Below are 12,620 nucleotides of genomic sequence, written 5' to 3'. Positions count from 1 at the left end.
CTACTCGACGGTGACCGACTTCGCCAGGTTACGCGGCTTGTCGACGTCGTACCCGCGCGTGCGGGCGATCTCGGCGGCCAGCACCTGCAGCGGAACCGTGGAGACCAGCGGCTGCAGCAGGGTCGGGACGGCCGGGATCTCGATCAGCTCGTCGGCGAACGGGCGGACGGTCTCGTCGCCCTCCTCCGCGATCACGATCGTGCGGGCGCCGCGCGCCTGGATCTCGCTGATGTTCGACACCAGCTTCGAGTGCAGCACCGCACGCCCCTTGGGCGACGGCATCACCACGACGACGGGCAGGCCTTCTTCGATCAGGGCGATCGGGCCGTGCTTGAGCTCTCCGGCGGCGAAGCCCTCGGCGTGCATGTACGCCAGTTCCTTGAGCTTCAGCGCGCCTTCGAGGGCGACCGGGAACCCGACGTGACGGCCGAGGAACAGCACGGCCTTCGAGTCGGCGATCCGGCGGCCGAGGTCGCGGACCTGGTCCACAGTGGACAGGACCTTCTGCACCGCTGCGGGCATCGCCTCGAGTTCGGCGAACTCGCGGGCGACCTCGTCCGGGTACTTGGTGCCGCGGGCCTGCGCCAGCGCGAGGCCGACCAGGTAGTTGGCCGCGATCTGCGCGAGGAACGCCTTGGTCGAAGCGACGCCGATCTCCGGTCCGGCGTGCGTGTAGAGGACGGCGTCGGATTCGCGCGGGATCTGCGCGCCGTTGGTGTTGCAGACGGCCAGGACACGGGCCTTCTGCTCGCGCGCGTGACGGACGGCTTCGAGGGTGTCCGCGGTCTCGCCCGACTGGGAGACGGCGACGACCAGCGTCGCGCGGTCCAGCACCGGGTCGCGGTAACGGAACTCGCTGGCCAGCTCGACCTCGACCGGGAGGCGGCACCAGTGCTCGATGGCGTACTTGGCGACGAGGCCCGAGTGGTACGCGGAACCACAGGCGACGACGAAGACCTTGTCGACGTCACGCAGGTCCTGGTCGGAGATGCGCTGCTCGTCGAGGATGATCCGGCCGCCGTCGAAGTGGCCGCGCAGCGTGTTCGCCAGCGCCTCCGGCTGCTCCTCGATCTCCTTGAGCATGAAGTACTCGTGGCCGCCCTTTTCCGCGGCCGAGAGGTCCCAGTCGACGGTGAACGGCTTGGCCTGGGCGGCGTCGCCGTGGAAGTCGGTGACCTCGTAGCCGTCGCGGGTGATCACGACGAGCTGGTCCTGGCCGAGCTCGACCGCCTCGCGGGTGTGCTCGATGAACGCGGCCACGTCGGACGCGACGAAGTGCTCCCCCTCGCCGACGCCGACGACCAGCGGCGAAGAACGGCGGGCGGCGACGACGGTGTCCGGCTGGTCGGCGATGGTCACGACCAGGGTGAACGCGCCCTCGAGACGACGGCAGACCGCGGCGACGCTCGCCGCGAAGTCGCCCTTCGTGTCGCCCTCGGTGTACGCGCGGGAGATGAGGTGCGCGGCGGTCTCGGAGTCGGTGTCGCTCGCCATCTCGACGCCTTCGGCCTCGAGCTCGGCGCGCAGGGCGGCGAAGTTCTCGATGATGCCGTTGTGCACGACGGCGACGCGCTGGGAGGCGTCGCGGTGCGGGTGCGAGTTGCGGTCGACCGGGGCGCCGTGGGTGGCCCAGCGGGTGTGGCCCATCCCGGCGGTGCCGGTGAAGGCGTCCCTGCCGACGGTGTCGAGCTGGGTCTCCAGGTTGGCCAGGCGGCCCGCTTTGCGCTCGACGTTCAGCGCGCCGGCGCCGTCGAGGACCGCGACGCCTGCCGAGTCATAGCCGCGGTACTCCATCCTGCGCAGGCCGCCGATGACGACGTCCAGGGCCGGGCGGTGTCCGACGTATCCCACGATTCCACACACGGCCACCAGCCTAACGACGGAAATTCGGCCCCTTCGCCCGGGCGGCCGCGCATCGCGTTTAGCGGGCTAAACGCGATGCGCGGGGCGGCGCGCGGGCCGGACGGGGGTGCGGGCAGTAAGGTCACGACCATGGCCAGCAAGCCCAAGCAGCTGCTCGCGGAGCTGTCCCACCCAGGTCCGCACGACGTTCTGCGCGGCAACCTCGCCCTGGTCGGACTGCCCGGCGTCGTGTTCACGCCCCGTTCCGGGCTCGGTCTGCCCGCGATCGCCTTCGGGCACGGCTGGCTGCAGCCGACCGGGAGCTACCGGCACCTGCTCCGGCACCTCGCGAGCTGGGGCATCGTGGCGGCGGCACCGGCCACCCAGCGCGGGCCGCTGCCTTCGCACCGGCTGCTGGCCGGCGACCTTCTCACCACGCTCGAACTGATCACGACAGTGCGTCTCGGACCGGACGGCATCAGCGTCGACCCGGCGAAGCTCGGCCTGGCCGGGCACTCGACCGGCGGCGGTTCGGCGGTGCTGGCCGCCGCGCAGGCGGCCGAGAACGACGAGCGCCCCGAGATCCGCGCCGTCGCGACCATCACCCCCGCTCAGACGCTGCCGCCGGCGACGGTGTCGGCCCGGTCGGTGACCGTGCCCGGCCTGCACCTCGCGGCGAGCGAAGACCTGGTCGCGCCGCCGGTCGGCCATGCCGAGGCCATCGCGGACGCGTGGGGCGGGCCGGTGCAGCTGCGGAAGCTCGGGAAGTCGTCGCACCTCGGCGTCACCGAAGGCAGGCACTGGAGCCAGCTGCTGCTGCACGGGAAGCCGCACCGCGGGACCCAGCAGCTGGCGCGGGCGCTGTTCACCGCGTTCTTTCTCACTCATTTGACGGGGACGACGAAGTACCAGCCGCTGCTGGACGCCGACGTCAAACGCGCCCCCATCGAGCTCCAAGACGAACCCGCCGCCTGACCCACCGGATCGCGTTTAGCCCGCTAAACGCGATCCGGTGCCGAAGCAGGTCAGTCGACCATCCACGAGTTGTTCGAGAAGTCGTCGTCGTCGAAGCCCTTGTCATCACGGGCGTGACGACCACGACGACGCGCGGGTGTGCCAGGCGCCTCGGGCGCCGCGGCACCCGGAGCGGGCGTCGGCGCCGCAGGTGCGACATCCACTGTCGTCGGCATCCCGGGCACCCCAGGGGCGATCGGAGGAGGCGGCGGAGGCGGCGCCGGCCTCGACGCGTCAGGACGCGCACCGAACTCGGCGAACCTGGCGTCCGGCTTGTCGTCGTCCTCGATGTCGAAGCCGATCGTGTGGCTGCGGTCGGCGGTCGTCTTGCCGGTCAGCCAGCCACCCGCCTCCTTGCTCCGCTTCCCCAGCTCCTGCATATGAGCTGCGTACTTGTCGTGGATGGCGGCGTCCTTCTGCATGGTCTCCACCGCCTGGGCCTTGGCGTCGGCGAGATGCCGCTCGCGCAGCCCGCGCTGCTCCAACTGCTCCGTGATGGCGGCGTCCTGCCTGGACATGGCGGCCGCCAGCCGGTCAACAGCGCTCATCGGTCCTCCCTCGTTCCCCGGTCAGGCGATCATCGCTCGTAACTGATCGAACGGTCGCCACCCTCGTCGTCGAGCGATCCGCTGATCCGGCCGCCCGCGCCACTGGTCTCGAAAATGCCACCCTCGACGCGGTACTGGCTCGACCCGCGTTGCGTGTCACCTCCGCCACCGCCGGCCGCGCCGCCCATGGCGCCCATTCCACCCATCATGCCGCCCATTCCGGCGGGCGAGCTTCCGGCACCGGCACCGCCGGCACCCGCGGGCGCCGGATCCATCCCGCCGGGAGCCATCCCGAGACCGCCTTCGGCCCCGGCAGGCTGCGCGCCGCCCCCGGACTGCATGCCCGCTTCCAGCGAGCCGGCTTCGTTCAGCGCACCCGACGAACCACCCTCCATGGGGTTCCCGAGCGCGCCTTCGAAGCTGCCACCGCCTCCGCCGCCGCTGGCGGTCGGCACGGTGCCATCGGCGCCGGCACCCGAAGCGCCACCACCACCGGCGGCTTCGGCTCCCGCGGATACCCCAGCGGTCCCTTCGGCACCGACACCGACCTCGACGCCGCCCGGAGCGCTGAAGCCACTGCCGCCGCCTCCACCGGGCGCCATCCCGCCTTCGGCCGGGGCGGGCATCGTGCGAATGTCGTCGGTCTTGCCGGGCTGCGGGTTGCCGGGGTTCCGGTCGTCGAGACCGTTCTTGAGGTCGTCGCCGGGCTTGAGCTCCTTCTTCTCACCCTTTTCGTCGAGGGTGTAAGTGGTCGGCTCGCCCTTGCCGTCGTCGACGGTCACCACGGTCGGGCCGTTCGGGCCGTCCGGCTGCTCGGCGGTGATCTTGAGGTTGCCGTCCTGGATGTGGATCTTGCCGTCCGGACCGGGCCGGTAGACACCGTCGGGACCGGGCTCGCCCTCCTTGACCGTGCCCTTCGGCCCGAACTCGCCTTCCTTGCCGTCTTTACCCTCTTCGCCGGGCTTGCCGTCCTCGCCCTTCGGGTCGTCGAAGTCGAGTTTGTAGTCCTTCTCGTTACCCTTGCCGTCGTCGACCTTGATGTCCATTTTGCCGTCTTTATCCGGCTCGGACATCTCGATCTTGTTGTCGCCCTTTTGGACGGTCATGGTGTCCTGACCGTCGATGCCGTCCTTGATCGCCTCGCCCGTCGCGGGGTCGATCGGGTACGGCTTGCCGGTCTCGGGGTCCAGCTCAAGCGGCTTCCCGGTGACCGGGTTCATGCCCTCGGCGGGCTTCTCCTCCGGCTTCGGCGTCTCGGGGACCGAAGCGGCGGGCGGCGTGCTGGCACCACCGCCACTGCCGCTTCCACCGCCGCTCCCGCTTCCGCCGCCACTACCGCCACCGGTGTTACCGCCGCCTTCCTTCTTGCCGTCATCGGGCGGCGTCGTCTTCTCGGACCCGGGCGCGGGGAACGGGTTCGTGTAGTCCTCCATGAACCGCGAAAGCTCGTGGTACTGCGTGTTGATCGTCTCGGTCGCGTTCTTGCAGAGCTTCTTGAAGTTCTCGTACCGCTCGCCGAACTCGGTGGCGAACGAGCCCTTCAGCCACTGCTTCGCGGCCCCGATCGCGTAGTCCTTGTTCTCGTCGTTCAGCTTGCAGTCGTCGTCACGCAGCCGTTCGGCGAGGTTGTTGCCCGGACACGCGGAGTCGAGCCAGACCGCGACGTCCATGAGCTTTTCTTTGGAATCGACCTTGCCGTTCGCGATCTCGACGACCTGCTTCGCCGTGTACAGCGGCGCTGTGGCGACTTTGTCGACACGCAGCTTCAGCGTCTCGTCGACCTTCAGCTTGAGTGCGCTGTAGATCTTGTCGATGGTCGAAGGCACCAGCTTGATGGCACCTTCCATCTGCGCGATGAGTTCTTTCGCGTCGGGCTGGATTCGCTGCTCGTACTTGACCTTCGCGGCCGTCGCCCCCTTGCCCTTCCAGTCGTGGAAGAGCGTGGTCAACGCCGAAGTCGCGTCCTTCTGAGTCTGCTCGACGATCTTCTTGGCGTCGGCGAGGTCCTCGACCTCGTCGAACATCTTCTGGAAATTGATCTCACGGTTCTCGTGGAACCGGTCCCAGATGTCGGTCTTGTAGCTGATTTCGCCCGACTTCTCCGGCATCTTGTTCCAGACCTGCTCGGCCCAGTCGGAGAAGAAGTCCAGCGCCGGCTTTCCCAGGTCGAGCACCTGGTCGGACTTGGTGGTCGCACCCCCGGCGGCCGGCCGGGACATGGCGTCGAGGTCCTTGTCGGCCTGCTTCGTCGCGGCCGCCTGCTTCTTGTCCCCTGCCGCGTTCGAGTCACGTTCGGCGACGGCCTTTTTGTAGGCCTCTTCCCTGTTACCGAACGGCAGCAACAAGGCGTCTTTGGTGCCCTGCGTGACGTACGGGTCGTTCAGGATTTCCCTGATCTGTGCGGGCGTCGGTTCACTCATTACTGGGCTCCCGCCTTGTTGGCGGCCGCGGCGTTCGCCTGGTCGGATGAGGTGTAGCGGGTCGACGCGGTGCTGACGCCGCCGGCGAGCTGGGTGAGCTGGCCTGCGTAGCCCTTCATCGCGTCGGAAATGGCGAGAATCCCGGTGGCGTAGCCCTTTTGATAGTCCTTGTGGACCCGGCCGAAGTTCTCGGGCCCGACCTGGGTCGGCCCCACCTTCCCCGCCTCGGACGTCGTTTTCTCAGCCGCGCGCTCCAACGACGTCGACGCCGTGAGCATCGCCTCTGAATCGGCTTTGTAGCCCCCGTCCGGCATGACCGGTGCCCCCTTCGTCCCGCTCTGTATCCGCCTCGTTGTCCTACCTACGACGCACGCCGACCGCATCAGGTGCCGTCGCATATGCACACAGAATGTACCCACCGGTCATCGAGACCGCAGGGACATTCACACCTTTGCTAACTCAAACGATTTCGGCGCAAGAAGCCTGGTAGACCGCGTTTTCGCGGTTTGGCGCCCGCCTCGACGGCCTCCGCGAGCACGGTCGCCGCGCCCCGGATGTCGACCAGGCGGTCCAGCTCGTCGAGATCGATGTCGATACCGAACTCCACCTCGACCGTCGCCAGGAGCCGGACGCGGCGCCGGGAGTCGACACCCATCTCGGCGAAGGGCGTGTTCTCGTCGATGGTGTCCGGATCGACGTCGAAGGTCTCGCAGACGAGGGCCTTGATCTCGTCGACGTACTCGCTCCCGTCAGCTGCCATGGGTGGATTCTGTCCCATCCGCCGTCCAGTACCGCGTTCTGGCCGCGGAACGCGCGACCTTGCCGCTGGAGGTCCGCGGCAGGCCGCCGGGTTTCACCAGGAAGAAGGCGCGGAGGCGCACGTCGTGCCGCTCGGCGACGGCGCGGGTGGCGGCCCGCGCGATCTCGGATTCGTCGAAGTCGGGGGCCTTCCGGGCACGCTCGGCGACCACGACGACGCCCTCGCCTTCGTCGCCGTCGACCGAGAACGCGGCGACCCGTTCGGGCCCGAGGAGGGGGTGCGCGGCGGCGACCGTCTCCTCAATGTCATGGGGGCTGTGATTACGGCCGTCGATGATGATCAGGTCCTTGATGCGACCGGTCACCGACAGCCTGCCGTCGCGGATCGCGCCCAGGTCTCCGGTGCGGAGCCAGCCACCCTCGCCGTCGAGTTCGGCGTCGAACACCTCGGCGGTCAGCTCCGGACGCCGCCAGTACCCGGCCGCCACGTTGGGCCCCTTGACCCAGATCTCGCCCACTTCGCCTTTAGCGGGCAAAACGCGATCCGGAGTCGGGACGACGCGGACCCGCTGTCCCCTGGGCCAGCCGATCTCCACGACTTCCCTGCCGTCCACTTCGGTCACCACCGGGCCGTCGGAATCACCGCTGGCGACGTAAACCGTGGCCTCGGCCAGACCGTAGGACGGCCGGAACGCGCCACGCGGGAAGCCGTGGGGTTCATGAGCGGCGAGGAACTCCCGGACGGTCGCCGCCCGGACCGGTTCACTGCCGCTGAGCGCGATCGACACCGTCGAGAGGTCGTACTCGGCGCGCTTCGACGCCGGCACGGCCTCGGTCACCAGGTCGTAAGCGAAGTTCGGGGCCGCCGTGAGCGTGTTCGGATAGGACGACATCAGCAGCAGCCAGCGCTCCGGCCGCCGGATGAACTCCAGCGGCGCGATGAACACCGTCCGGCCGCCGGAGTGCATCGTCCCCGCGAGCAGTTGCGCCAGCCCCATGTCGTGGAAGAACGGGATCCAGCCGACGCACGTGGTGCGCTCGTCGACGTCGTAGGCGTCGCAGATCTGCCAGCAGGCGGCCGACAACGCCCGATGCGTGACGATCACGCCGGCGGGTGATCGCGTCGTGCCAGAGGTGTACTGCAGATAGGCGGGGTCTTCGGGGGAAACCGGCGACGGCGGCGATTGGTCCGCCGGATCCGCCGGCAGGGTGTCGACGGCGATGATCTCGCGGGGCACCGGAACCGGCTCGGTCTCGGCGAACTCCGTCAGCCGCTCGACCAGGGCTTCCGACGTGAGCCAGATGTCGGCGTCGCAGTCGTTGAGGACGCCGACCAGCCGTTCGCGGTGAGCTCGGACGTCGGGAGCGGACAGTGGCACCGCGACCGCCCCGGCGTACAGCGCGCCGAAGAACGCGACGACGTACGAGAGGTCCTGCCGCGCCGTGATCGCGACGCGGTCTCCCGGCTGGATCACCTCACGCAGCTTCGCCGCGACCGCCCGGACGTGGACGAGCAGCTCCGCCCAGGTCAGCGTGTCCTCGACGGGTTCGTGCCGGTTCGAGCAATCGAGGTGCGTGTACGCCGGGCGCTCGACCTCGGCGCGTTCGAGCAGCCGCCGCACGAGCGGGGTCCGCAGAACTTCTTCGGGCACTTCTGAGAGCACTGGCACATCCTCCGGCCGCGGCATGGGCATCATACGAATGTGGACGACTTCTTCGTGCTGGACGATCCGGCGGATCGCGTCAAGGCCCTGCGCGACCGCGAGCTCAGCTCGAACCCGGGCGGTGCCGCGGCCGAGACCCCGAATCTCCTGCTGATGGACGGCGCGGACCACCGGCGGCTGCGCGCGGTCGTCAAGGAGGTCATCGCCCTGGTGGAGCCGCTTCCGGACGCCGTGCTCTCCGACCTCCGGATCGCGTTTAGCCCGCTAAAGTCGCTCCCGCGGTTCGACCTGGTGGCCGATTTCGCCAGGCCCGCGGCGGCCAGGGTGACGGAGGCGGTGCTCGGCACGGTCGAGCCGCTCGGAGAGAAGCTGCTGACGAACCTTTCCGAGACCGCCGCGAACCTCGACGTCTGGTCGGGCGGACCCGCCGGGGCCGACACCGCCGCGCTCAGGGTCGCGATGTTCTTCCTCAAGGCGACGGCCGTCGAAGGCGGCGGGCTGGCGCTGCTCCGCGAAGCGCACGAAACGGGCCGGATCACCGAGGACGAGCTGATGATCACGCCGGTGATGCTCGCCCACGCGGCATACGAGAACTCCATGAACTTCCTCGCCCTCGCCGGCCTCGAACTCCTACGCCGCCCCGACGTCCTCGACGACGTACGCGGTCTCATCCACGAAATCGCCCCGACCCGCTTCGCCGCACGCCGCGTGATCGCGCCGTTCTCCCTGGCGGGCAAGGACTTCACGACCGGGGACAAACTGGCCATCCCGCTGGGCCCCGACGCCGAACTCGCCTTCGGCCTCGGCCGGCACACCTGCCCCGGCTCGCGGGTCGCGGTCGCCGAGGGCGAAGTCGCGCTTCGCGCCCTCGCCGAGATCCTGACTCCCGACCACGTCGCCGAGGACGTGCGGTACAAGACGCACGCCGTCTTCCACGGCGTCGAACGGGCCATCGTCGCGCTGCGAACCTGACCGCTCAGGTCGCCAGCCAGTCGGTGTTGGCGAAATCGTCGTCGTCACCCCGCGCGGCCGCCGCCCGCCGGTGCCGCCCGGCCGGACGCTCTTCCGGCGCGGGAGCCGGAGGCGGCGGAGGTGCCGACGCCGGCACGGAAGGCGCAGGCGGCCGGTACACGACCGGCGGCTCCTCCGCCGTCCGGTACCCGGCCCGGCGCTCCTTCTCGGCCTCGTCTTCCTCGAACCCGAAGTCGCCGTCGTCCTCGACCTTCTCGCTCAGCGTCGACTCGGTCGCCCAGCCGCCCGCGGCTTTGGCCTTGCGGTTGCGCTCCTGCAACCGGACGATGACACCGCCCTGGATCTTCGACTGTTTGTCGAACTTCTCCTTGGCCTCGGCGAGTGCCTCTTCACGGCGCTTGTCGAGCAGAGCCATCCTTGCGGAGTTCTCACTCTCCAGATTCGCCAATTTGCTCTTCATCGCGGCAAGCGCGTCCTCGGAACCCACGGTCAGTCCTCCCTCGCTGATACCGGCCGCTAGCGGAACCCGATGACACCGTCGTCGTCGAGGGAACCGCTGATCCGGCTGCTCGACGTCGCCGTGTCGAAGAGGCCGCCGTCGACGCGGTAACCACTCGAGGAGCGCTGCTGATCCTCGCCACCGCCGCCACCCGCGCCGGCACCACCCATCATGCCGCCGCCCATCATGCCCATTCCACCGCTCATGGCGGCGGCTTGGTCGCCACCCCCGCCCGGCGCCGAGCCGAGCCCCGAGGTCGAGGAGGTGGACGCGCCGCCGCCGGCACCCGCCGGATCGGAGATCTCGCCGAGTGCGCCGTCGTCACCCATAGGACTGCTCAGTGACTGCGGCGACGTCGACTCCGAATCCGCGGCCGGCGTGGTCTGCTCAGTGGCGGCCGCCGGGGCTTCGACCGCGCCGGAAGCCGGAACATCGTGCGTTCGCGCGGACTGGGCTTCCCCCTGCGACGCCGGCTCCGGAGCGGCCTGCGTCGTCGCGTGGTCCCTCGCCGCCGATTCCACGGGCTGACCGGAACCGGGCTCGGCGGCGTGCCTGCCGCCCGGCACCGCGGCGTCCGGACGAGCCTCGGCGCCACCGGCTCCAGCGGCCGTCTTGGCCGCTGGATTCTCTTCGCCAAGGGTGTACGTCGTCGGCTTGCCGCTGCCGTCGTCGACCGTCACCCGGGTGGGCCCGTCCGGCCCGTCCGGCCGCTCCGCGGTGATCTTGAGGGTGCCGTCCTCGATGTGGATCTTGCCGTCCGGACCGGGCTTGAACGCCTGGTCTTCCACCCGCGGAGCGTCCGGTCGTTGTGCGGTGTCACGATGGATCGCGCCGCCCGCCGCCGGGTCGCCGCCGGGTCCGCGGTTCGGAGTGTCGTCCGCCAACGGTCGCGAGTCGCCGAAGTCGAGCTTGTAGTCCTTCGGCTGCCCCGAGCCGTCGTCGACCGAGATCCCCATCTTGCCGTCCTTGCCGGGCTCGGCCATGGAGATCTTGTGATCGCCCTGCTCGACGGTGACGGGTTCCGGGGCCTCCGGCTTGACCGCCTCTCCGGTGCGCGGATCGATCGGGTACGCCTCGCCGGTCTCCGGGTCGACTTCGAGCGGCTTCTCCGTGACGGGGTTGATGTTCGGGTCCGGAGGGCTCGGCGGCGCCGGCGGGGCGGGAGGCTTCGCGTCACCGATCGGCGTGGTGTTGCCGCCGCCACCGCTACCGGGTCCTGATCCAGGACCGCCGGTGTGCCCGCCGCCGTTCTCCTGGCCTCCACCGGTCTTGAACCCACCGCCCGAGGTCCCGGCGGCCGCGTCGAGATTGACGAACGGGTTCTCTTCGAGCTGGCTGAAGAAGTCGGTCAGCCCCTGCCAAGCCCCGGCGACCGCGGCGTGGGTATTGGCGCACATGGTCCTGAAGTCGTTCAGGTACTTCGAGTAGAACGGATTGAAGGTTCCCGACAGGTAGCTTTTGACCTGTCCGATGATGTGCTCGATCGTGTCGTCGTCGAGGTCGCAGTCGTCGTCGTTGATCATGTCGCGCGACTGCTGGTCGAGGAACTTCGAGCAGTGCTTGAAGTCGTCCTGGCTGGCGTTGTCGCCGAGCTCCGCGATGCGGATGATCCGATCCAGGTCCTGCGCGGTCACCTCACCGAGCCGGTCGCACGACGCCTTGATCATCCAGTCGGCCTTGTCGCGGCAGAACTTCGCGACCGATCCGGCCGCCGTCATGATCGCGACGGCCGCGTGCTCCGCGCCGTCGGCGACCACCTTCGTCTTGGCCTCGTAGTTCTGCTGGTAGGTCCGCGCCTGGTCCGCAGCGGCCCCCTCCCAGCCTCCGAGGTTCTTGTTCATCTCCCCGGACACGTCAGCGGACGAGGTGGCGACCGCTTCCTTCAGCTTCGTGAACTCGTCGGCACCGGCCGCGAATTTCCCGAACGGGATCTTCCGCTGCTGGTCGTACAACTCACGCAGCTGGTTGATGTCCGCAGGCGCGCCGGAATGCACCGCCGCGACCGAACGGTTGTAGAGCGGCACGAAGATCTCGATGTTCCGGAACGACGCTTTGCCGAAGTCCAGGATCTGGTCCGAGGTCTCCGCGGCGGGATTGGTGGCGGTCGCCTTCGAGGCCATCTGATCGAGGCCCGCCCTGGCGTCGGCGTTGGCCTTTTGGTTCGCCTGGCGGCCTTCTTCGGCGAACTTGTCGACATAGCCCTTGGCATTGCCGTACGCGACCTGAACACTTTCTTCCAGGCTGTTGATCACCGGGATGTCGGACAGCATCCCGCCCCAGAAGTTGTTCCCGTTGAGATCGCCTTCGCTGATCTTCATCTGCGCCTTTACGGCGTCACGGAAACCGTTTTTGTCCTCGTCGCTGGCGAAGCCGACCTCATCGGGGTCTTCGTCTTCGATGTAGTCGATGTACTGGAGAGCGAGATCACGCCGGACGTCCCATGGGATCCGCTCGTCGTTGATGATCTGCTCGACCTCTGCCCGAGTCGGGAGGTCGTCTTCTTCCTTGGCGGTCACCGGCCACTCGCTTTCACAGCCTGGCTCGTGTCGGCCTCGTTGGCCTCGTATTTGCCACCCGAGGCGGTCAGCTTCTGCGCGAACAGGTCAGCGGCCTTGAGATAGCTGTCGGCCATGTTCGCCAGCCGCGTGACTGCGGGCCGGTACGGACCGTAGCTGTCCTGGTGTCCCTGCCCGAAGTCCATCGCGATCAGCTGGATGTCCTTGACCGCGGCCAATGGCTGTTCCAAAGCGTGCTTCGGAATGTCGCTCAGTGCCTTGGCCGCCTGCGTCAACGCCTGCGGATCGACCTTGTGGCCGCCGGCCATGTCTCCCCCTCACCCTGGGCAACGATCTGCGTCGGAGATCAGACGTGGCCCAAGCCCTCCCGGTGCCGTTCCTTGCAC

The 12,620-nt window shown here is 68.9% G+C and carries 11 protein-coding genes; 2 read left to right on the top strand and 9 right to left on the bottom strand.

Translation table 11 applies throughout. The features are described 5' to 3' along the window. Positions 1-1,863 (bottom strand): glutamine--fructose-6-phosphate transaminase (isomerizing), encoded by a 1,863-nt coding sequence (glmS, locus tag ACIBTM_RS17060; protein WP_073847616.1) that lies wholly within the window; start codon positions 1,861-1,863, stop codon positions 1-3. Between the two features lie 129 nt (positions 1,864-1,992). On the opposite strand from glmS, the gene ACIBTM_RS17055 reads away from it, so the two are divergent. Further along, on the top strand, positions 1,993-2,817 hold the full coding sequence (locus ACIBTM_RS17055) for a dienelactone hydrolase family protein (RefSeq protein ID WP_016331128.1): 825 nt from the start codon (positions 1,993-1,995) through the stop codon (positions 2,815-2,817). 50 nt (positions 2,818-2,867) lie between these two features. Here the strand turns inward: ACIBTM_RS17055 and ACIBTM_RS17050 are convergent, their stop codons facing one another. From ACIBTM_RS17050 to ACIBTM_RS17030, 5 genes are all read right to left on the bottom strand, one after another. Further along, positions 2,868-3,404 (bottom strand): hypothetical protein, encoded by a 537-nt coding sequence (locus tag ACIBTM_RS17050; protein ID WP_395877555.1) that lies wholly within the window; start codon positions 3,402-3,404, stop codon positions 2,868-2,870. Between the two features lie 29 nt (positions 3,405-3,433). After that, positions 3,434-5,824, bottom strand: coding sequence for a hypothetical protein (locus ACIBTM_RS17045; protein WP_395877554.1), 2,391 nt, complete (start codon positions 5,822-5,824; stop codon positions 3,434-3,436). Then, complete coding sequence (locus ACIBTM_RS17040; RefSeq protein ID WP_016331125.1) at positions 5,824-6,138, bottom strand: hypothetical protein; 315 nt, start codon at positions 6,136-6,138, stop codon at positions 5,824-5,826. The genes ACIBTM_RS17045 and ACIBTM_RS17040 overlap by 1 nt, the downstream gene beginning before the upstream one ends. 140 nt (positions 6,139-6,278) lie before the next feature. Beyond that, positions 6,279-6,584, bottom strand: coding sequence for an acyl carrier protein (locus ACIBTM_RS17035; RefSeq protein ID WP_020633351.1), 306 nt, complete (start codon positions 6,582-6,584; stop codon positions 6,279-6,281). Then, positions 6,574-8,271 carry a fatty acyl-AMP ligase gene (locus ACIBTM_RS17030; RefSeq protein ID WP_395878095.1) on the bottom strand — a complete coding sequence of 566 codons (1,698 nt, stop codon included), beginning with the start codon at positions 8,269-8,271 and terminating at the stop codon, positions 6,574-6,576. Before ACIBTM_RS17030 ends, ACIBTM_RS17035 begins: the two co-directional genes overlap by 11 nt. Before the next feature lie 15 nt (positions 8,272-8,286). Here ACIBTM_RS17030 and ACIBTM_RS17025 point away from each other — a divergent pair, with 15 nt between their 5' ends. Next, a complete protein-coding gene (locus ACIBTM_RS17025; RefSeq protein ID WP_395877552.1) occupies positions 8,287-9,219 on the top strand; it encodes a cytochrome P450 in 933 nt (310 codons plus the stop codon). A 4-nt stretch (positions 9,220-9,223) separates the two neighbouring features. Here the strand turns inward: ACIBTM_RS17025 and ACIBTM_RS17020 are convergent, their stop codons facing one another. The 3 genes from ACIBTM_RS17020 to ACIBTM_RS17010 are packed head-to-tail and all read right to left on the bottom strand — an operon-like array spanning position 9,224 to position 12,542. After that, positions 9,224-9,706, bottom strand: a complete 483-nt coding sequence (locus tag ACIBTM_RS17020; protein ID WP_395877550.1) for a hypothetical protein — start codon at positions 9,704-9,706, stop codon at positions 9,224-9,226. Between the two features lie 29 nt (positions 9,707-9,735). Then, the gene (locus tag ACIBTM_RS17015) at positions 9,736-12,234 is read right to left on the bottom strand and encodes a hypothetical protein (RefSeq protein ID WP_395877548.1); all 2,499 of its coding nucleotides are present in this window, start codon (positions 12,232-12,234) and stop codon (positions 9,736-9,738) included. Further along, on the bottom strand, positions 12,231-12,542 hold the full coding sequence (locus ACIBTM_RS17010) for a hypothetical protein (RefSeq protein ID WP_360957940.1): 312 nt from the start codon (positions 12,540-12,542) through the stop codon (positions 12,231-12,233). Before ACIBTM_RS17010 ends, ACIBTM_RS17015 begins: the two co-directional genes overlap by 4 nt. Positions 12,543-12,620 lie beyond the last annotated feature (78 nt).

The organism is Amycolatopsis sp. NPDC049868 (assembly GCF_044461365.1).
Lineage (GTDB): Bacteria > Actinomycetota > Actinomycetes > Mycobacteriales > Pseudonocardiaceae > Amycolatopsis.
The sequence above is the reverse complement of the archived record's forward strand: the minus strand, read 5'-3'. Positions and strand labels throughout refer to the sequence as shown.

Coding starts and splice junctions, on each gene's coding strand:
- ACIBTM_RS17050 (WP_395877555.1), bottom strand. CDS start 3,404: ATGAGCGCTGTTGACCGGCTGGCGGCCGCCATGTCCAGGCAGGACGCC.
- ACIBTM_RS17055 (WP_016331128.1), top strand. CDS start 1,993: ATGGCCAGCAAGCCCAAGCAGCTGCTCGCGGAGCTGTCCCACCCAGGT.
- ACIBTM_RS17035 (WP_020633351.1), bottom strand. CDS start 6,584: ATGGCAGCTGACGGGAGCGAGTACGTCGACGAGATCAAGGCCCTCGTC.
- ACIBTM_RS17045 (WP_395877554.1), bottom strand. CDS start 5,824: ATGAGTGAACCGACGCCCGCACAGATCAGGGAAATCCTGAACGACCCG.
- ACIBTM_RS17010 (WP_360957940.1), bottom strand. CDS start 12,542: ATGGCCGGCGGCCACAAGGTCGATCCGCAGGCGTTGACGCAGGCGGCC.
- ACIBTM_RS17040 (WP_016331125.1), bottom strand. CDS start 6,138: ATGCCGGACGGGGGCTACAAAGCCGATTCAGAGGCGATGCTCACGGCG.
- ACIBTM_RS17030 (WP_395878095.1), bottom strand. CDS start 8,271: ATGCCGCGGCCGGAGGATGTGCCAGTGCTCTCAGAAGTGCCCGAAGAA.